19 protein-coding genes are annotated in these 19117 nt (G+C 44.2%); 12 read left to right on the top strand and 7 right to left on the bottom strand.

The genetic code is table 11. The features are described from left to right. The first annotated feature begins 7 nt into the window (after positions 1-7). A complete protein-coding gene (locus NFI81_RS20430; RefSeq protein WP_234615266.1) occupies positions 8-1486 on the top strand; it encodes a UDP-N-acetylmuramoyl-L-alanyl-D-glutamate--2,6-diaminopimelate ligase in 1479 nt (492 codons plus the stop codon). 84 nt (positions 1487-1570) lie between these two features. Next, positions 1571-2785, top strand: coding sequence for a phospho-N-acetylmuramoyl-pentapeptide-transferase (mraY, locus tag NFI81_RS20425; RefSeq protein ID WP_234615267.1), 1215 nt, complete (start codon positions 1571-1573; stop codon positions 2783-2785). Positions 2786-2848: 63 nt separating this feature from the next. Here the strand turns inward: mraY and NFI81_RS20420 are convergent, their stop codons facing one another. Together NFI81_RS20420 and aroB are read right to left on the bottom strand one after the other, a co-directional pair. Next, positions 2849-3424 (bottom strand): DUF4136 domain-containing protein, encoded by a 576-nt coding sequence (locus NFI81_RS20420; RefSeq protein WP_234615268.1) that lies wholly within the window; start codon positions 3422-3424, stop codon positions 2849-2851. 89 nt (positions 3425-3513) lie between these two features. Next, entirely contained in the window at positions 3514-4548 is a 1035-nt protein-coding gene (aroB, locus tag NFI81_RS20415) for a 3-dehydroquinate synthase (RefSeq protein WP_234615269.1), read from the bottom strand. A gap of 294 nt (positions 4549-4842) precedes the next feature. On the opposite strand from aroB, the gene NFI81_RS20410 reads away from it, so the two are divergent. Then, positions 4843-5898: a VOC family protein gene (locus tag NFI81_RS20410; RefSeq protein WP_234615270.1), complete on the top strand. Its 1056-nt coding sequence runs from the start codon at positions 4843-4845 to the stop codon at positions 5896-5898. On the opposite strand, the gene NFI81_RS20405 is transcribed toward NFI81_RS20410, so the two are convergent. After that, positions 5895-6869: a 1-acyl-sn-glycerol-3-phosphate acyltransferase gene (locus NFI81_RS20405; RefSeq protein WP_234615271.1), complete on the bottom strand. Its 975-nt coding sequence runs from the start codon at positions 6867-6869 to the stop codon at positions 5895-5897. The genes NFI81_RS20410 and NFI81_RS20405 overlap by 4 nt on opposite strands. A gap of 148 nt (positions 6870-7017) precedes the next feature. On the opposite strand from NFI81_RS20405, the gene NFI81_RS20400 reads away from it, so the two are divergent. The 4 genes from NFI81_RS20400 to NFI81_RS20385 all read left to right on the top strand — a co-directional run bounded on the left by NFI81_RS20400 (position 7018) and on the right by NFI81_RS20385 (position 11305). Beyond that, positions 7018-8058 carry an aminoglycoside phosphotransferase/kinase family protein gene (locus NFI81_RS20400; RefSeq protein WP_234615272.1) on the top strand — a complete coding sequence of 347 codons (1041 nt, stop codon included), beginning with the start codon at positions 7018-7020 and terminating at the stop codon, positions 8056-8058. Positions 8059-8104: 46 nt separating this feature from the next. Beyond that, positions 8105-8953: a TIGR01459 family HAD-type hydrolase gene (locus NFI81_RS20395; protein WP_234615273.1), complete on the top strand. Its 849-nt coding sequence runs from the start codon at positions 8105-8107 to the stop codon at positions 8951-8953. 93 nt (positions 8954-9046) lie between these two features. Next, complete coding sequence (locus NFI81_RS20390) at positions 9047-10588, top strand: YifB family Mg chelatase-like AAA ATPase (protein WP_234615274.1); 1542 nt, start codon at positions 9047-9049, stop codon at positions 10586-10588. Between the two features lie 42 nt (positions 10589-10630). Beyond that, positions 10631-11305, top strand: coding sequence for a Uma2 family endonuclease (locus tag NFI81_RS20385; protein WP_234615275.1), 675 nt, complete (start codon positions 10631-10633; stop codon positions 11303-11305). A 4-nt stretch (positions 11306-11309) separates the two neighbouring features. On the opposite strand, the gene NFI81_RS20380 is transcribed toward NFI81_RS20385, so the two are convergent. The 3 genes from NFI81_RS20380 to NFI81_RS20370 all read right to left on the bottom strand — a co-directional run bounded on the left by NFI81_RS20380 (position 11310) and on the right by NFI81_RS20370 (position 14213). Then, positions 11310-12065: a hypothetical protein gene (locus NFI81_RS20380; protein WP_234615370.1), complete on the bottom strand. Its 756-nt coding sequence runs from the start codon at positions 12063-12065 to the stop codon at positions 11310-11312. A 192-nt stretch (positions 12066-12257) separates the two neighbouring features. Beyond that, complete coding sequence (locus NFI81_RS20375; protein WP_234615276.1) at positions 12258-13079, bottom strand: enoyl-ACP reductase FabI; 822 nt, start codon at positions 13077-13079, stop codon at positions 12258-12260. A 114-nt stretch (positions 13080-13193) separates the two neighbouring features. Then, positions 13194-14213, bottom strand: coding sequence for an alpha/beta hydrolase (locus NFI81_RS20370; RefSeq protein ID WP_234615277.1), 1020 nt, complete (start codon positions 14211-14213; stop codon positions 13194-13196). Between the two features lie 63 nt (positions 14214-14276). Here NFI81_RS20370 and NFI81_RS20365 point away from each other — a divergent pair, with 63 nt between their 5' ends. The 5 genes from NFI81_RS20365 (at position 14277) to NFI81_RS20345 (ending at position 18359) form a co-directional block, all read left to right on the top strand. Beyond that, positions 14277-14963 (top strand): response regulator transcription factor, encoded by a 687-nt coding sequence (locus tag NFI81_RS20365; RefSeq protein WP_234615278.1) that lies wholly within the window; start codon positions 14277-14279, stop codon positions 14961-14963. Positions 14964-15098: 135 nt separating this feature from the next. Further along, positions 15099-16082, top strand: coding sequence for a porphobilinogen synthase (hemB, locus tag NFI81_RS20360; protein WP_234615279.1), 984 nt, complete (start codon positions 15099-15101; stop codon positions 16080-16082). 60 nt (positions 16083-16142) lie between these two features. Beyond that, complete coding sequence (locus tag NFI81_RS20355) at positions 16143-16379, top strand: hypothetical protein (RefSeq protein ID WP_234615280.1); 237 nt, start codon at positions 16143-16145, stop codon at positions 16377-16379. A 3-nt stretch (positions 16380-16382) separates the two neighbouring features. Further along, positions 16383-16790, top strand: coding sequence for a type II toxin-antitoxin system VapC family toxin (locus tag NFI81_RS20350; RefSeq protein WP_234615281.1), 408 nt, complete (start codon positions 16383-16385; stop codon positions 16788-16790). A gap of 165 nt (positions 16791-16955) precedes the next feature. Then, a complete protein-coding gene (locus NFI81_RS20345) occupies positions 16956-18359 on the top strand; it encodes a M20/M25/M40 family metallo-hydrolase (protein WP_234615282.1) in 1404 nt (467 codons plus the stop codon). 16 nt (positions 18360-18375) lie between these two features. Here NFI81_RS20345 and NFI81_RS20340 read toward each other — a convergent pair whose 3' ends face one another. After that, positions 18376-19113, bottom strand: coding sequence for a hypothetical protein (locus NFI81_RS20340; RefSeq protein WP_234615283.1), 738 nt, complete (start codon positions 19111-19113; stop codon positions 18376-18378). Positions 19114-19117: the final 4 nt, after the last annotated feature.

Below are 19117 nucleotides of genomic sequence, written 5' to 3'. Positions count from 1 at the left end.
TTCCTGCATGGAGAGCACCCCAGAGAAAATTTTAAGCGATATCCTGATTGGCGTAGCCGGGGCCAATGTTACCGGCTCTGACATAGTAATAATTAAAAGCATTATCCTGGATTCCAGGAAAGTTTTGCCCGGAAGTTTGTTTGTAGCCCTCAGGGGAACACAAACCGATGGACATCAATATATAAGCACTGCGACCGAGCTTGGCGCAACTGCCATTCTTTGCGAAGAGCTTCCGGAAAGCCTGAATGAAAATGTTACTTATATTCAGGTTGCGGATTCGGCGGAAGCGATGGGGCTGATAGCCGCGGCATTTTATGAAAATCCTTCCCAAAAGCTCACATTGGTGGGTGTAACGGGCACAAATGGCAAAACATCTGTTGCCACATTCTTGTTTCAGCTTTTCCGGGCATTGGGCTATCGCTGCGGCCTGATTTCCACTGTTCAAAACCAGGTTGAGGACGAAGTGATCCCTTCCACACACACCACGCCGGATGCGGTTGCTTTGAACCAGCTGTTGTCCCAAATGCAGAAAAAGAATTGCAGCCACGTGTTCATGGAAGTGAGCTCGCATGCCGTCGCGCAACACCGGATTACCGGTCTGCATTTCGCAGGAGGCATATTTACCAACATTACCCACGATCATCTCGACTTCCACAAAACATTTGAGAATTACATCAAAGCAAAAAAAGGATTCTTCGACCAGCTTCCGAAAACAGCTTTCGCGCTCGTTAATCTGGATGATCGCCGTGGCGCTGTCATGGTCCAGAATACAAAAGCCAAAATCGAAACCTATTCTCTGCAGACATTAGCGACTTTTAAAGGAAAAATAATTTCCGATACGCTGGCTGGGATGCATATGGATATCAATATGCAGGACGTGTGGTTTCGGGTGATTGGGCGGTTTAATGCTTATAATTTGCTTTCCGTTTATGGTGCGGCAGTTCTTTTAGGTGAAAAGCCGGAATCGGTTCTTACCGAACTTTCCAATTTGAAAAGCCCTCCGGGGCGTTTTGAGCAGTTTCATTCTGTTGATAACATTGTCGGCATTGTGGATTACGCGCATACACCTGATGCTCTGGAGAATGTCTTGGAAACGATTAATCACCTACGGAGCGGCAATGAGAAGGTGATCACGGTTGTGGGTTGCGGGGGAAACCGGGATGCCGAGAAACGCCCGAAAATGGCTGCTATTGCTTGCAAATTCAGCAACCGCGTTATTCTTACGTCCGATAATCCGCGTTACGAGGATCCTATGGATATTTTGGAACAAATGCGGAAAGGCGTTCCGCCATTGGATTACAAAAAAACTTCTGTCATTGAGGATCGGCATGAGGCCATTAACAGGGCTTTTGAAGAAGCGAATCCCGAAGACATTATTTTAATTGCCGGGAAGGGCCATGAAAATTATCAGGAAATTAAGGGCGTAAAGCATCATTTCGACGACAAGGAGGTTTTGCTGGAAGCTTTTGCAAAACGTAATTCCTGATATCGGAGGTAAAAATCCCAATTGCCTTTTTGCGTAGTCTTTGAAAAGAAGCAACTTTGCAAAGTCATCCCCAATACATTATTCATGCTCTATTACTTCTTCGAATATCTCGACAAGCACTTTAATATCCCGGGAGCGGGCGTTTTCCAATACATTTCTTTCAGGGCGCTGGGCTCCACGGTCTTGTCCCTGTTTATCGCAGCGACTTACGGAAAAACGATCATTAATTACCTGAGGAAAAAGCAAATGGGCGAGACGATCCGGGATTTGGGATTGGCTGGCCAGATGGAAAAGGCTGGAACGCCAACAATGGGCGGTTTTATTATTCTGGCCTCACTGCTCATTCCCGTGCTGCTTTTCGCGAAACTGAGTAATGTTTACATTGTCCTCCTCATTATTACTGCGCTCTGGACAGGACTGATTGGGTTTGTCGATGACTATCTGAAAAAATTCAAAAACAACAAAGACGGCCTTCACGGGCGATTTAAGATCGTAGGACAAGTGGGATTGGGCGTGATCGTAGGTCTTACGCTTTCGTTTAATGACAATGTAAGGATCAGGATCTATGAGCAGCCATTACTAAGCTCTAATTTGGGAGAAATCCAGCGTTACCGCGACATTATCCACCCGACTGTAACTACAATCCCATTCATTAAAAACAACGAATTTGATTATAAAGCATTACTATTCGGCTGGTTACCAGAAGAATACACCTGGGTCATTTACACCATCATTGCCATTTTCATTATTACCGCCGTTTCCAACGGGGCCAACATTACGGATGGAATCGATGGTCTTGCAGCAGGTGTTTCAGGGATCATTGCGCTCACATTGGGCGTTTTGGCATACTTATCAGGAAATACCAAGTTCTCGCAGTATCTGAACATCATGTACATTCCAAACTCCGGAGAGCTCGTGATATTTTGCGCTGCATTTATAGGCGCCTGCGTCGGGTTTCTCTGGTATAATGCTTATCCCGCCCAGGTTTTCATGGGCGACACAGGAAGCTTGATGCTGGGTGGGGTGATAGCCGTTATCGCACTGGCGATTCGTAAAGAATGGCTTATCCCCTTCATGTGTGGGATTTTTATTGCAGAAAACTTGTCCGTAATCGTCCAAGTCAGCTATTTTAAATATACCAAACGGAAATACGGCGAAGGCCGACGAGTCCTCTTAATGTCGCCATTGCACCATCATTACCAGAAAAAAGGCATTCACGAATCGAAGATCGTAACTCGTTTTTGGATTGTCGGGATTATCCTGGCGATTTTGACGCTGGCTACTTTGAAGCTAAGGTAAAATACAAGATTCTGTCAAACTGAGCGTGACAAAGTAAGTGACGCTCAGTGTGACAAAGCAAAGTTACCGCCCTACTGCCTCGCTATATCTCCTCGGATCATAACCCTTCGCGAAGAGCGGATATTGGTCAAAAATCCTTCTTACTACACTTCTATAATGGTTATTGGAGTTCTCAACACCCTTGAAGATTCCCGACGCGTAACCTCTCCAGACAACCTGATCGCTTTCGGCATCGATGAGTGAAACGATGAGCGTTCCTTTATCTAAGGCATATTTGATAGGTTCATATCGGAAACCATCGTTTTCAGTATCCACCCAGTTTTTAATAACCGGCTGCATATATCCCTGATAACGCAGGTTATCGTAAAAAATACCGTAATTAACGAGTAATGTGGGTTTTTCAGCTGTGAGCTTGTAGCCTCTCACTTGCATTTGACGGCGGATCGCCTCGTAAATCTCGGTGCAGAGATTGTTGGTGTCGCGCTCACATTCCAGAAAAGTATAGGAAGAATAATCCTTGAAATTGGTTTCGTAACTGTAGTCGTGCTCCACGAACACCTTTCGACCACTGGAACAGCCCGCGATAATAATAATCAGAAGTAAAGCGGCATAAGTAAAAATTGACCTTAGCATAAGCATTTAATTTGTCAGGTTATGAATAATATATATCAATAATGTATTTATACAAATCCATCAAAACCAATAACTTACGCTAGAATCTTTTAAAATTATCCCAAATAATAAGCTATTGATTTACGCATTTCAGAAGCAGAAACCACTATATCAAACGCACATTGCCCTGCTCCTTTTAGCAACGAAAACCGCACTTCCTTTTCTTTATTTTTTTTGTCCTGACGCGTCAGGGCTATGATTTCTTCAATATCTTCCGCTTTCATGTTCACTTTACCATATGTGGCGAAAAGAAACTCCTCAATATCGGTAAGCGTCCGCTGGTCGATCATTTTCCGAGAGAAAGAAAGATAACTTTCCATGATCATCCCAACTGCAATTGCTTCTCCGTGAAACAATCTTTCTTTTGCAGGCTTGTTTAGAAAACAGGTTTCCACCGCATGCCCGAGTGTGTGTCCAAAATTCAATATTTTACGCAGTCCCTTTTCCGTAGGATCCTGATCCACAACCACTTGCTTTATCTTTACCGAATGTGCAATCAGATCTGTCCAGTTTTGTTCTTCAAAGTCTTTTTGTCTGATCTCCTCCCATTTTGCCGCATCCGCGATCAGACAATGTTTTATGATCTCTGCAAACCCGGATCGGATTTCCCTTTCCGGCAACGTCTGCAAAAAAACAGGGTCGATCAGCACTCTTTTGGGCATAGTAAACACACCCAAATGATTTTTAAAACCCTGAAAATCAATCCCTAATTTACCCCCAACACTTGCATCCACCTGGGAAAGCAAAGTCGTCGGCACTTGTATAAAATCTATTCCACGCTTGTAAACTGCCGCACAAAAACCACCCATATCCCCAATTACACCGCCTCCAACATTGATGACCAAGGCGTGCCGGTCCAAAGCCTCTTTTGTCATCGCATCCCAGATTTTTTCACAGGTCGACAACAATTTATTCGATTCTCCGCTGGGGACATTTACAATGCTGTGTCCCGGTAAAATCGCCTTTAAATAAGGATAACAATGCTTTTTGGTATTATTATCCGTGATTAAAAATACTTTGGAATACTCGGACGAACTTAAAAATCCACTTAAACTTTCACTAATTGGGGCAATAACAACAGACTCGTTCATTCTACTATTTTGTGAGACAGCGCTCGTAACACATACGATGAATGCACCATAATGGATGCGTTGATATCCAGGTTTTTAGAAATAATATTCTGGAAATCTCTTTTAAAGATATGAATTATTATGTTTCCCTTGTAATCATTTAAGTTTTGTATTCCAAGAAAATTTTCAACAACTCCACATTTTCGCCACAATTGCATGTTGCGCTGCCTCGTTTGCGTTTTATTTTGTAAAATTGCCGTCCGCTTAACCCCGGAATCTAAATATTAAGCCTTTAACCAATCATAATTTTAACGAATGAGTGCTCCGCTGATTTCAGGAATTCAACAGGTAGGAATTGGTGTTCAAAACGTGCCCGACGCATGGAAATGGTATCGCAAGATGCTCGGTTTTGACGTTCCGGTGTTTGATGAAAAGGCCGAAGCACCACTGATGACGCCTTATACAGGCGGACAGGTGCACCAAAGACACGCTGTTTTAGCCATTAATCTGGCAGGAGGAGGCGGATTGGAAATCTGGTCATTTACGAGCAGAAAATCCCAACCTGCCAATTTCAAGGTTGAGATTGGCGACCTGGGCATTAATGCAGTTCGTTTCAAAGCGCCGGATGTGAGAAAAGCGCATGAATGGTTGAAAAGTCAGTCCAAAGAAGCGGTTGGACCATTGGTTGCTTTGCCGGAAGGCGAGGGATTTTGGGCTAGTGATCCTTATGGAAATACATTTCAGATTACGAGTGATGAAACCTGGTTTCAAAAAACCGGAAAACCGGTTGGGGGCGTTGCAGGCGTTGTTGTGGGGGTTTCAAACATGGACGAATCTCTGGTTTTCTATGAAAATCTGCTTCAACCGCTGGAAGTTGTTTACGATCAATCGGGTGTATTTGAGGACATTCCGGCTTCGATTAAGGGGCAGCGTTTTAGAAGGGTATTATTGAGAAAAACATTCACGCCTCACGGCGCATTCAGCCGTTTGCTGGGCAATGTTCAAATCGAGCTCGTACAAGCGCTCGACCGCACGCCTAAGAAAATATTTGAAAACCGGTTCTGGGGTGATTGTGGCTTTATCCATTTGTGCTTTGACACAATTGATATGGACACATTGAAATCCAAACTTCAATCCCAGGGATATCTATTCACCATTGACAGCGAAAGATCATTCGGCATGGAATCGGCAGCAGGCCGTTTTGCCTATCTCGAAGATCCGGACGGCACATTGATCGAACTTGTAGAAACACATAAACTGCCGATCTTGAAGAAAATTGGCTGGTTCCTGGATATTCAGAAAAGGAAAGATCAAAAGCCGCTGCCCGACTGGATGCTTAAACTAATGGGTTTGAGTCGTGTGAAGGATTAATAATGGCTTCCGAACCAGGCCAGAATCGGCAGCGCGAAAAACAATGCTAATCCGGCTTGCCAACCAACAAGTGCGCCGATAATGAGCGACAGCAAAACGACGGCTAAGGGATATAAATACATCAACATTCCAAACAGAACTGAATCGTAAAAAACAGATCTTGCTGTAAGTTTGGCCGTTTTTCTTTCCAAAAAATTATAAAACGGGCGGTGAATCGTCCGCCCTATCCAGCCGAGGGCATTTTGAAATGCATTCCCTTTCGCCGGAACTGTACAGTCTGCAAATAATGCATTCAGGTTTGCCACCTTTTCCTCCTTTGATAGCTCAGCTGGAATTGACCAGACTTCTGCACTCATTTTCCGCTCTAAAATTTCATTGAACTCACGCAGCCATCTCTCGTATTCCAACGGATCTGTTTTTATATCATTGATTAAAATAGCGTCTCCAAAGCGCAGAGAAACTCTTTTTCCTGGTCCACGAAAATGTTCGTAGTTAACCCCCGTAGGGACAACGCCCATGTTTTTCAGCGCATTATCGCCATACCAGGTGTGGTAAGCCATTCTTGCGGTTCCTTTTCCAAGCGGACGCAACCGCCATTCATTCACGCAAATGCCCTCTGAAAATATGATCACAGCGCCGCCGCCTTTCATGGCCTCATAACCTTCCTGAACAGTGACATCATGATTTTTAACATATTGCCGCCCCTCCGAACCTCGGAACACCGGAATAAGCTTGATCTGCCGGAGCCAGAATGCTGCCGCTTTTTTCTTGAAAACATCGCCACGGGTGAGCGTAAAAATGGGCTGCCTGATGATGGAGCCAATCACGACAGCATCAAAAAACGAACCTGAATGATTGGAAGCTAAAAGGACCGGCCCTTTGTGCAGCTTATCGAAGCCTTTTACACAAAGCTTTTTCAAGTAAATGGGCAGCGCTAGTCGTACCAGGAAGCGAGAGAAGTAGAAAAACAAAATGTATAAGGTAAAATTGACCCGCAAAATTATTCAAAGTTTCGATATATGCCTCGTGTCCGCTCCCGCGAAGTTGCTAACTTTGACAGTAAATGGAGCTTTTAAAGAACCTAACATCAACATTTTGCAGTGCCCAAATAAATTATAAATGCGTTTAAAAGATTATCCTGAAATTATCCGGAAGGCCTGGGCAGGGTTTGATAATTCGATTGGAGTTAAGTTTGTTGAAGATATAAGTGCCAAAGTATCAACGAATCACGTTTTCCGCGTGACGTTGGATAATGATGATATTGTTGTTGCCAAGCTCTCTTATTTTGGCAAATATGAGCATTTCAAAGAAGATCACAGGATTATTCAGGCGCTTGCCAATAATTTGCTTTACCCATTTGAAAATGTGCTTGCCCGGTCGCTCGTAAAAAATAATCAGGTTTATACATATCGTTACCAGGAGGATTTTGTGGATACATGGGTCGTTTTTTATAATCCGATCAGGGCTATGAACCGGCTTCCCAAGAGACTTAATGATGAACAGATCAAGAAGTTAGGAAGTGAAACCGCCAAATTCCACCTGGCTTGCCTTCGGGCAGGGAAATCCATTCCAAAATCATCCAAAAATCTGCGTACAGACATTCAGCATTTGTTGGAAATTCTGGATTCGGACACCGGACAATACGAGCACCGCGGCTATATCCAGCTTTTGAAAAGGCAATGCGATATTTTCATGAAAAACATTCAGCGCCTGAATGTAAGCTCCTTTGACAAAATGCCCGTTTTTGTAGACTGGAACATTGGTAATTTCTCTGTAACGGATGATTTGAAATTGTATTCAAGATGGGATTATGACTGGTTTCGCGTTTCTTCCCGGATCATGGATTTCTATTTTTTCGCCCGTGTTTGTTCCAATGTGGGTGACAGAACGGTTTTCAGCTATCTCCTGGGGCCGTTGATGGAAGACAGATTTATGATTTTCCTGAAAGAATACCACCAGATTTATCCGCTCACGGTGAACGAAGTCCGGTTTATGAAAGAAGCTTACCGTTTTTTTATTCTGAATTATGTGATCAAATATGGAAAATATTTCTTTCACCGGGCCTATTGCACCAAATTACAGAAGGAAGCATACGAACTTTATTTCCCTTCGATCGATGGCTTCGACGAAGACAAAATCCTGAGGGCGCTCAATTTATAGCCAGATTTTCGCTCTCATTTTATTCACTCCCAAGACACCAGCACGAATGATCCTCGACAATTTTAAGTCTGTAATCTCCAAATATGAAGTCATTTTCTTCGACGCCTTTGGCGTTTTAAAAACATATAATGGCCTGATTCCAGGCATTGAGAATACATTTGCTTATCTACGGGAAACTGACAAAGATTTTTATGTGGTTACCAACGACGCCTCCCGCAGCCCGGAACAGTTGGCTGAATCGTATGTCAAATTGGGGATTAACGACGTCACTCCTGACCGTATCATTTCGTCAGGAATGTTGGCCAGGGAATATCTGGAATTAAAGGTCAGAAACGGCGTTGTAGCCTATTTAGGCACGGACAATTCAGCACATTACATTGGATCCACAGATCTTAAAACACTCTCGATCAGAGAACTGGATCTCAATTCTGTAAATGATGTGAATGCTTTGGTTTTTCTGGATGATGAAGGTTTTGACTGGAATACGGATTTGACCAAAACACTGAATTTGCTGCGAAAACGCAACATTCCGGTTATCGTTGCTAATACGGATAAAACATATCCAGCTTCAAAAAGTCGCTTGTCGATAGCAGTTGGTGCCCTGGCAAAAATGATCGAGGACACAATCGGCAGGCAATTTATTCGCTTCGGAAAGCCTGATCCACAGATGTTTATCTTCGCTTATCAGCACATTAAGAATTACCCCAACGTAAATAAGCAAAACATTTTAATGGTCGGCGACACCTTGCATACGGACATTTTGGGCGGGAACAAATTTGGCCTGGATACGGCGCTCGTTCTCACCGGTAATACGCAAGCTGAAGATGCCGAAGTCCGTATAAGGGCCACCGGGATCATACCCACATATATCTGCGTTTCGGCTGTGGTTGAGTAACAGTCGGTTAGCAGCAGTCGGCAAGCATTATTGGATTAATGCTTTGTTTTTGTGATTTCCTGCTATTTTTGCTGAAATTAAAATTACACACACATGCTTGCTAAAACTTACGGAAGTGCCGTTTACGGCGTGGATGCGACAATCACAACGATTGAAGTAAATGTGGCCCAGGGAATGGGCTTTTATATGGTCGGGCTGGCCGACAGTTCTGTGAAAGAAAGCCAGCAGCGTGTAGAGGCCTCGCTCAAATGTTATGGCTACAAAATGCCGCGGCAAAAACTGGTGGTTAACCTCGCCCCTGCCGACATTCGAAAAGAAGGCTCCGCCTACGACCTTCCCATTGCCCTCTGCATTCTCCAATCCTCAGAACAGCTGAATTGCCAACATAGTCTGGAAGATTACATTATCCTCGGAGAACTTTCGCTGGATGGTATTTTGCGCCCGATCAAGGGAGTTTTGCCCATCGCCATTGAAGCGCGTAAACAGGGTTACAAAGGTTTTGTCCTTCCCGCCGAAAATGCGCATGAAGCCGCAATTGTCAATAACATTGATGTCATCCCCGTGGAAACGCTTACGGACGCCATCGCTTTTTTTGAAGGTAAATCCGATGTTCAGCCGATCATTGTGGATACGCGCGATTTGTTTTTCACTTCCCAAAATGAGTATGATGCTGATTTCGAGCATGTTCAGGGGCAGGAAAATATCAAAAGGGCATTGGAGATCACTGCCGCTGGCGGGCATAATGCGATTATGATTGGTCCGCCGGGAGCTGGGAAAACAATGTTGGCGAAGCGCATTCCGAGTATTTTGCCCCCATTAAGCCTTCCCGAAGCATTAGAAACGACGAAGATCCATTCCGTTGCCGGGAAGCTTGGCAAGCAGGCTACATTGGTTTCCCGACGTCCTTTCCGGGCGCCACATCATTCGATTAGCGACGTTGCGCTGGTGGGGGGCGGGAGCTTTCCGCAACCTGGTGAAATCTCTCTGGCCCATAATGGTGTATTGTTTCTGGATGAACTGCCGGAATTCAAACGTTCCGTGCTGGAAGTGATGCGGCAGCCTTTGGAAGAGCGAAAAGTGACCATTTCGAGGGCAAAAATGACGGTTGAGTTTCCGGCCAACTTTATGCTCATTGCCAGCATGAATCCTTGTCCGTGTGGTTACTATAATCACCCTGAAAAACAATGTGTTTGCGGCCAGGGAGTTGTGCAAAAGTATTTAAACAAGATCAGCGGCCCGCTACTCGACCGCATTGACCTGCATGTTGAAGTCACACCCGTTTCCTTTGATCAAATTGCCTCCACAAGAAAATCAGAAAGCAGCGAGCAAATCCGTGCGCGGGTGATCAAGGCGCGTGACATGCAGACCGAGCGGTTTAAGAACAACAAAGAAATTTATTCCAATGCTATGATGTCCCCGGAAATGGTGAAGGAGATCTGCCAGATCAGCGATCCCGGAAAAGCCCTCCTACGCACTGCGATGGAGCGTCTCGGCCTCTCCGCCCGCGCCTACGACCGCATCCTAAAAGTCTCCCGCACCATCGCCGACCTGGCTGGCAGCGTTGACATTCAAGTCCAGCATTTGGCAGAGGCTATTCAATATCGGAGCCTGGATAGGGAGAATTGGGCTGGGTGACGATTTGAAATCAACTTTTTTTACACTTAAATATTATTAAATTTGGAAACACTATTGTTAGAAACAGTGATAGAGAAACGAATCGTTTCTGAGATCCTTAATGAACCTAATGCGTATCTCATCATCAACGCAATAACTGCTGTGCTGAACAAGGAGCGAGAACAACGGATTAAATTTTACAACGACATTACTGAACAAGAAAAAGTTGAGTTCATTAATGGCGAAATTGTTGTGCACTCACCTGCGAAACTGCAACACAACCGCGCAACGCTGCTGCTTGCGCAACTTCTTAACCTCTATTCAATCGAACAAGATTTAGGATTTGTAGGAGTCGAGAAGATTATGATCAAGTTAACCCGCAATGATTACGAGCCGGATATTTGTTATTTTAAATCGGAAAAGGCAGATCAATTTAAAGAGGATCAAATACTTTTCCCTACGCCCGATTTAATTGTTGAGGTAATTTCTACATCAACTGAATCAAAGGACAGGGGCATAAAGTTCAAAGATTACGAAGCTCATAAGGTTGAAGAATACTGGATCGCCGATCCCGAAAACCAAACTATTGAACAATATCATTTGGTTGGAGAGGAATACGCACTTGTACTGAAATCTTCACAAGGCTTTATCGAGAGTTTCGTAGTTGAAGGATTTAAAATTCCAATCGCTGCCATTTTTGATAAAGCAGTAAACGCGAAAGCAATGCGTAACATTTAAAAACTCAAAGTTCCTCTACACTAACCCCACCTAATTCCTGAAACAATGTTGACCAGTAATGCGTCACGTGTGGGTTGTTTTCTTTACTTGATGCGGTTGGTTCGAATGGTGACACGATAATGACCTGCGGAGAGCCGATGGCATATTTTTCTAATTGTTTAGAATCTTCTTTTGCATCTTGCTCTGCCTCTGCATCAGTTTTGGGAGGCTTAATGTGAAAATCCCGGCGATTCGCTCCTTTTACGCTTTCGACCATATCACTGAAGTAATACACTTTCACTTCCGAACCGCTTTCGCCCGCTTTGGCGATCACTGGCAAACTTGCCCAAATGTCGGTCGATTGATTAGAAGCGCCTGTATTTTGCTGGTTTAGCTTGGCTAGCAACTGTCTTAAATAAATACTCTTTTCCTTTTGCAATGACAGCTGAAATGCCGTTTCAATTCCTTCGCGGTCTGTGGCGTTGGAGCCTTCCATATTGTCTTTTTCGCTTCTGACAGTCAGGGATAATGCGCGGGCCTTGGAAGTGTTTTCATGAATAAAATAAACATCCAGCTTGTCGCCCTTATTCTTCATGTTGGTTTCGATAATGTCGGTTAACGTCTGACGATATTTGTCGTTGACATATTGTTTGTCGACGTGCACGCTTTGCGTTTTATCCAAAAAAACCAATGTGTAAACCGGCGCGTCGACCGCAGCGGGTTTTTCTTCTTCTTTATCTCCTCCGCAAGAAGCAAGCGAAAGCATTGTGATGGAAAGCATAATCAGCTTCCAGTGAAGCTTAAAAGACTTTTTTATCTTAAAATCCATAGGGTCAAATTATTTAGCGAAACTAACTGGTTCACAAATATTACACAACGCGAAACGGAGGTTTGGTTGTATTATTTTAAATAAAAACAGAAACCCCTCAAAACGTATGCTTTGAAGGGTTTCCAAATTTTATTCCAGTAAGTTCTATTTGTGCTGATCCTGGATCATTGTAACCAGTTCTTCGGAAATCCCGGTTGAAGAATATCCGCCGTCGTGATAGAGATTTTGCATGGTAACAAAGCGCGTCAGATCGGAAAACAATGTGATGGCGTAATTGGCGCAATCGTCCGCTGTTGCGTTGCCTAAGGGGCTCATTTTCTCGGCAAATTCGTAAAATGCGTCAAATCCTTCAATCCCTGAGCCTGCTTTTGTTTTGGTCGGAGATTGGGAAATGGTGTTAACACGCACATTTTTAGCTTTTCCGTAACGGTAACCATAGCTGCGCGCAATGCTTTCCAACATGGCTTTCGCTTCTGCCATATCGCTGTAAAAAGAATACGTGCGCTGTGCTGCAATGTAGGATAATGCGACAACGGATCCCCATTCATTGATCGCATCCAGCTTCTCGCCTACCTGTAAAAACTTGTGCAGCGATATGGCCGAAATGTCAATGCCTTTTTGAAACCATTCGTAATTCAGGTCGCCGTAAGATTTGCCCTTACGAACATTAACCGACATCCCAATTGAATGCAGGACGAAATCAATTTTTCCGCCCAGGATTTCCACGGATTGTGTAAAAAGGTTTTCGATATCCTCGACAGAAGTGGCATCGGCGGGAATAATCTGTGCGTCGCATTGCTTGGCCAGATCATTAATAGCGCCCATACGCATGGCAATTGGTGCGTTTGTTAATGTAAATGTGGCTCCTTCCTCTTTCGCTTTCAGTGCTACTTTCCAGGCAATCGAATTTTCGTCCAATGCGCCTGAAATAATTCCTCTTTTTCCTTTTAATAAACCGTAAGCCATGTTTTCCTTTTATAATTGATTAATTAGGATAGTCCGTTTAAGGCGGCAAAGTAAAGCATTTTTGACTATTTAAACCAGATCCTCTGCCCGATCCACTTTCTCAAAGCCATGAATTCAAGGCTGCAAAACGCTATTTTCTACTGGTTTAAGGTGCAGCTTTTGCTGAAAAAACAAGTCTGTGGCCTCAAACACACCATTTACATCTTTGGAACGCAACCGGGAAGCAATCACGTGGTCACCGCTTTCAGGAAATGCTTTCAAAACTTTCTGATCGTCTGGCGTGCCCAGCTCCGGAAACATTTTTTCAATCGCTTTTACAGAAACAACCTGATCCTGCTCTTCTTCATTTTTATAATAATAACCCACAAAAATGGGCATCTTGATTTTTTCAAAAACTTCCGGCCGCGAAATCGCGTCCATCATTTGCTGCAATGTGATCAGGCCGTTGGTATGATAACCCTGTAACCAAAATTGCGCGCGCTCGGGAATAGTGTCCCGCGACTTGCTGTATTCGCCAATGGCTTTGTGCAAAATCTGCTTGCCCCATGGACGTGTAATAAGTTTCAATGTTCCGTTTTTAACTTCGATGCAAGGCGAATAAAGCACAACGCCTTTGATTTCAGGATGCGTTGCTGCCAGATAAGTGGTTAGCAAGCCGCCCGCAGAAGTTCCAATAACAATTACGCTGTCTCCCAGCACCTTACCAATGGCCAATGCACGCTTAGCGCCTTCCAGAAAATTTTCAGGCGTCAGGTCTTGTAGTGCATTCGTATCCGCAATACCGGCATCGTGCATACGCGCCAAGTAAAGGTTAGCGCCATATTTTTTTGCCAGATCTTTATGGATCGGATCGCCTTCTGCCCAACTCGCTCCGAAGCCGTGAATGTAGACAATGCTATATGTTGTTTTCTCCTTTTTGGATGAATCAGCCCATATAATGCGCGCTTCGTTGTCAGGTTTGAGATCGGGAGTGGCTTTTTCTGTGCTGTTAACTTCCTTTTCCAAAGCAGTCAAGTCGGATGTAACATTAGGCAAAACCGGCGTGGGTTTTGCTTCCGGAACTTTCGGTCCGACCGCGTAGATAATGCCCAGAATCGCGATAATTCCAAGGATCCAAAATAGGAATTTTAACATTTTTTATGAGTTAAGAAGGTTTATCATAATTATCTTGCAAACATAATTTAATTATCCTTTCCCATGCCGAATCTTTTACTCGTCGAGGACGATGCCAACCTGGGATCCTTGCTTCAGGAATATCTGATAGATAAAGGCTTCCCTACCGATTTAGCTACTGATGGGCAAAAGGGCTGGCAATCATTTGTTGACAAAACATACGACCTCTGCATTTTCGACGTCATGATGCCGAAAAAAGACGGATTTTCACTGGCTAAGGAAGTGCGCATGAGCGGCCGCGATGTGCCGATCATCTTTCTGACTGCCAAATCGATGAAAGAGGACACCATGCAGGGCTTTCTGGTCGGTGCGGATGACTATGTTACCAAGCCTTTTGACCGTGAAGAGCTCCTCCTGCGCATTGAAGCCATTCTCCGCCGCTACAAGAAAACGCCTGATAATCAGGAAGAAGCGAAAATATATCAGGTAGGTCAATATTCGTTTGATTACAGCCACCAGCAACTTTCTGCGAATGATAAATCGGTGAGGTTAACGAGCAAAGAATCCGAATTGCTTAAACTTTTCTGCCAAAACCTGAACCAGCCGATCAGTCGGAGTTTCGCATTGAAAACCATTTGGGGCGATGATTCTTATTTCAATGCGCGTAGTATGGATGTTTACATTACCAAATTGCGGAAATATTTGCGTGAAGACACTTCTATCCAGATCATGAATCTGCACGGGGAGGGTTTTAAACTGATGGTTGGATAACGCTCGCCTTGGGTTTTCGGTCAAGAAATTTAAAAAAACGTTTTTGCCGGGAAACTCTAACTTTTTCCCGATGGTTCTTCCCTTAGTAAAACAGTAAAAAAGCCGACAGCCACCGCTGATCGCCGCAAGCCAATCATGATCAATTTAGCCCGTCGTCCACGACGCAATAGAAAATCTGCCGGAATCAGGGATTTGGTTCAGGAAACAACGCTTCAGGTTTCCGATTTTATTTATCCAATGTTTGTTCAGGAAGGTACAAACCTCAAAATTGAGGTGAAATCGATGCCTGGAATCCATCGTTTTTCGCTGGATAATCTGCTGGAAGAACTGAAAGAAGTGACAGATCTAGGCATCCGCGCCATTGATCTTTTTCCCAATTATCCCGAAAGCAAAAAAGACCGTTTTGCCTCTGAAAGTTATCATGAAAATACATTTTATTTCAAAGCGATAACTGCCGTAAAAGAGAAATTTCCAGAACTGGTGATTATGACGGACGTTGCGATGGACCCATATAGTTCAGACGGTCACGACGGACTTGTTGAAAATGGTAAGATATTGAACGATGCCACCCTGGAAATTCTCGGCAATATGTCACTGGCACAGGCAAAAGCCGGTGCAGACATTCTGGGACCAAGCGATATGATGGACGGGCGCGTTGGATACATCCGTAAACACCTTGATAGTCATGGATTTAGCGAGGTGAGCATTATGTCTTACTCGGCAAAATATGCCAGTGCATTCTACGGTCCTTTCCGCGATGCCTTGGAATCCGCTCCAAAATTTGGGGACAAAAAAACATATCAGATGAATCCGGCCAACAAGCGCGAAGCATTGCTCGAAGCGCAGCTGGACTTCGAAGAAGGCGCTGATATGCTGATGGTTAAACCTGCTTTATCTTATCTCGACATTATTCGACTTTTGGATGAAAATTTCGACATTCCCATCGCAGCCTATAATGTCTCGGGCGAATATGCCATGATCAAAGCAGCCGCAGCAAACGGCTGGCTCGATGGCGACCGCGCCATGATGGAAGTCCTCACCAGCATCCGCCGAGCCGGCGCTAAATGCATCCTGACGTATTTTGCAAAAGATGCCGCGGTGATTTTGAATGGCGCCTAATCAAGTGAATTTCTAATTGTTGAAGAAAAAGCTATATTTGTTAGAACAAGAAATACAGCTATGCAACACACCATTCAAATTAACGCATCCAAGCTTGATGCCAAATTTTTGACATCCATCAAGTCCCTTTTTGGTAAAAAAGACGTGAAAATAATTGTTGAAGATGTGGAAGCCAGCAGTGCAGATTCAAAGCGTGCAGCGGTGAAAAGATTTTTGGATCACAGAAAAAACCATCCTTCCGAAGTGATTTCAGACCAAAGGGATTTTAATGATGTGATCCATGATATCAATCTGTAGTCAATGCAATATTTTGACTCTGATGTGATCTTCAATTATATTGTAATTCAAGATCCTGTAAAACACGAACAGGCAAATCAACTGATCCTTGAAGCCATTGCTCAGGATCAGTTCGTTATTTCCACACTAGTCATTCAGGAGGTCGGTTATGGGCTGGCAAGATTTGAGCTTAAAAGCGATTTAATCAAGTATGAGCTTGACTATCTGCTTTCTCTCAACATTACCAGTGTTCATAAGGCACATCTTTCGAGGGCTTTGCAATTATCTGAGACAATCGGTTTCAAACATATTAATGATTGCCTTCACGCGGCAGTTGCAGAAAGCCTGAATTGTGATGTGTTTTACACCTATAACAAGTCCGATTTTCGCCGCATTCAGAAAGTGAGTCCTTTAGACATAATCATATTGTAAGTCCAGTTTTTCAAAATTATAGCGCATAATTCCGCCATGAGATTTAATAGAAACATCCTCCTAATTTTTTGCTGTTTGCCTTTTTTGAATCAAACAGCCTTCTCCCAAAAGAAAAACAACTCCCTGCCTGAATTTCAAATAAAAAAATCTGATACTGAGGCGCATATGCGGTTTTTGGCGGCGGATGAGTTGTTGGGCAGGCGGACTGGGGAGCAGGGAAATTTGGTTGCGGCGCGATACATTGCGGAGCAGTTCCGGAAGTTGGGTGTGGTTCCGGTTCCTGGAAATGGTGCTAACAACTCAACTTATTTTCAAAGTGTTCCTTTTGAGAAAATGGGCACTAATGGCAGCGGAGAGATTATTGCGGACGCAGAGATCATGAAAAGCGGGGAAGACTGGATCCTGATGAATGGTGAGGCAATGAACATTAAAGCGCCGATCGTTTACGCTAGTTTTGGTTTAGAGAACGCGGCTAAAAATCAAGATGACTACAAAGGCCTGGACGTTAAAGGCAAAATTGTGCTGGTAGAAAGCGGCACTGCGGAAACACAAACTCCGCGGGAAATCATTAATACATCAAATGAGAAGCGTAAAATCGCAATGGACAAAGGCGCTGTTGCGATCATTGAACTATTCAATGCGCCCATTCCCTGGAATATAGTGACCAAATCTTTTGGTGGCGAGAAATTAGGATTGGCGGAGACTGAGGGGGCTGCAACCAAATCCATTCCCCACGCTTGGGTGAATGGTAAAGAAGCTAAGTATGCCCGTGCATTGCGAGCAGTAAAAGAAGTTGAATTTAAAACGGCAGGAAGAAATTCCCAGATCGTTGGCAGCTATAATGTAGTTGGCTACATTCCGGGAAGTGATCCGAAATTGAAAGAAGAATATGTGCTGTTAAGCGCACATTATGATCATGTTGGCGTGGGTAAGCAAGGTGGGCAACCGTTCACGGCTGAGGACAGCATTTTTAATGGCGCCCGCGACAATGCATTTGGAACAGTTGCGTTGCTGACTGCCGCTGAAGCATTGTCCAAAAACCCACCGAAACGTTCCGTGCTGATTGTTGCTCTGACGGGCGAGGAAGTTGGCTTGCTGGGAAGCAAATATTATGCGGCGCATCCGTTGCTGCCTTTGAATAAATGCATTTTCAACATGAATTCCGATGGCGCTGGGTATAATGATACGACCATTGTTTCGGTAATGGGTTTGGAAAGAACAGGTGCAAGAGCAGAAATTGAAATGGCTTGTAAAGCATTCGGTTTCGGCGTTTTTGCAGATCCTTCTCCTGAACAAGGCTTGTTCGACAGATCAGATAATGTGAATTTTGCCAAAGAAGGAATTCCTGCCCCGACATTCACGCCTGGTTTTAAAGAATTTAATGGTGATATCATGAAAAATTACCACCAGGTTTCCGACAATCCGGAGACGATTGATTTCAACTATCTGCTCAAATTCAGCCAGGCATACACATATGCTACGCGCTTGATCGCCGATCGGAAAGTTGCCCCGCAGTGGAGTGTGGGTGATAAGTATGAAGCGGCTGGGAAGAAGTTGTATGGGAAGTAGCCTGTCGGAGGACAATCTAGTTCTTATTGTAAAAATCAAAAACTCCTTTCAAATCAAGGTCGCTCTTCAAGGCGACCTTTTGTTCTTTTAGATAAGCCTCCACTTCCTTCCCTTTATCCCCCATCACAGCCAAAACCCCCTTTTTACTGGCATTAATCTTCTCCGACTTACCGTTCGTGATAACATAGTAATCGCTGTCCTGCCGCATGATCGTGTTTTTCTGGCCTGTTCCGAAGCTTGGGTTGTAATTGGGTTTTGTGATTTTAGGTTTGTAGTGCTTGATTAATGTAAGTTTCCCGGAACTGAGCACTTCGCAAATGCCTTTGAGCTCGGTGTTGGGAATGAGGGACTTGATGCTCGCAAAGCGCTGCGGGTTTCCGTTGTTTCTGGTCTCGAAGCTTTTTAAATAACTCGCTTTAATTACCCGAATGTCATTCTTCTTGGCAAGAACCTCTAACTCATCGTTCAAGACGTTGTAGCGAATGGTAATGCCTGCGAGACTATCCGATTCAAGGCCGCCGAACTGGGTAACTGGTGCATTAAGCTTCACGGAGCCTTCTTGCCACAATGAGTCGATGTAGAAGTCGCCGACCACATTGGATGATTCGGTGGGAGACGACCAGAAGACCCCCGATCTGTCTGTGTTAAGGCCTTTTCCTGTTGCTACGCCTACTTTGGTTCCTTCGCTCAATTGTGCATTGACAGCGCCAACTAACATTGTCAGCGCTGTTACCAAGCAAAAAAAGTGTTTCATCTGG

Source organism: Dyadobacter fanqingshengii (assembly GCF_023822005.2).
In the GTDB taxonomy this organism is placed as follows: Bacteria; Bacteroidota; Bacteroidia; order Cytophagales; family Spirosomataceae; genus Dyadobacter; species Dyadobacter fanqingshengii.
This window is presented reverse-complemented; position numbering and strand designations above follow the sequence as displayed.

What these genes read in the sequence shown, in the direction of transcription:
- NFI81_RS20430 (WP_234615266.1), top strand. Translation starts at nt 8, where the DNA reads ATGGAGAGCACCCCAGAGAAAATTTTAAGCGATATCCTGATTGGCGTA.
- mraY (WP_234615267.1), top strand. Translation starts at nt 1,571, where the DNA reads ATGCTCTATTACTTCTTCGAATATCTCGACAAGCACTTTAATATCCCG.
- NFI81_RS20420 (WP_234615268.1), bottom strand. Translation starts at nt 3,424, where the DNA reads ATGCTTATGCTAAGGTCAATTTTTACTTATGCCGCTTTACTTCTGATT.
- aroB (WP_234615269.1), bottom strand. Translation starts at nt 4,548, where the DNA reads ATGAACGAGTCTGTTGTTATTGCCCCAATTAGTGAAAGTTTAAGTGGA.
- NFI81_RS20410 (WP_234615270.1), top strand. Translation starts at nt 4,843, where the DNA reads ATGAGTGCTCCGCTGATTTCAGGAATTCAACAGGTAGGAATTGGTGTT.
- NFI81_RS20400 (WP_234615272.1), top strand. Translation starts at nt 7,018, where the DNA reads ATGCGTTTAAAAGATTATCCTGAAATTATCCGGAAGGCCTGGGCAGGG.
- NFI81_RS20395 (WP_234615273.1), top strand. Translation starts at nt 8,105, where the DNA reads ATGATCCTCGACAATTTTAAGTCTGTAATCTCCAAATATGAAGTCATT.
- NFI81_RS20390 (WP_234615274.1), top strand. Translation starts at nt 9,047, where the DNA reads ATGCTTGCTAAAACTTACGGAAGTGCCGTTTACGGCGTGGATGCGACA.
- NFI81_RS20380 (WP_234615370.1), bottom strand. Translation starts at nt 12,065, where the DNA reads ATGCTTTCCATCACAATGCTTTCGCTTGCTTCTTGCGGAGGAGATAAA.
- NFI81_RS20375 (WP_234615276.1), bottom strand. Translation starts at nt 13,079, where the DNA reads ATGGCTTACGGTTTATTAAAAGGAAAAAGAGGAATTATTTCAGGCGCA.
- NFI81_RS20370 (WP_234615277.1), bottom strand. Translation starts at nt 14,213, where the DNA reads ATGTTAAAATTCCTATTTTGGATCCTTGGAATTATCGCGATTCTGGGC.
- NFI81_RS20365 (WP_234615278.1), top strand. Translation starts at nt 14,277, where the DNA reads ATGCCGAATCTTTTACTCGTCGAGGACGATGCCAACCTGGGATCCTTG.
- hemB (WP_234615279.1), top strand. Translation starts at nt 15,099, where the DNA reads ATGATCAATTTAGCCCGTCGTCCACGACGCAATAGAAAATCTGCCGGA.
- NFI81_RS20355 (WP_234615280.1), top strand. Translation starts at nt 16,143, where the DNA reads ATGCAACACACCATTCAAATTAACGCATCCAAGCTTGATGCCAAATTT.
- NFI81_RS20350 (WP_234615281.1), top strand. Translation starts at nt 16,383, where the DNA reads ATGCAATATTTTGACTCTGATGTGATCTTCAATTATATTGTAATTCAA.
- NFI81_RS20345 (WP_234615282.1), top strand. Translation starts at nt 16,956, where the DNA reads ATGCGGTTTTTGGCGGCGGATGAGTTGTTGGGCAGGCGGACTGGGGAG.
- NFI81_RS20340 (WP_234615283.1), bottom strand. Translation starts at nt 19,113, where the DNA reads ATGAAACACTTTTTTTGCTTGGTAACAGCGCTGACAATGTTAGTTGGC.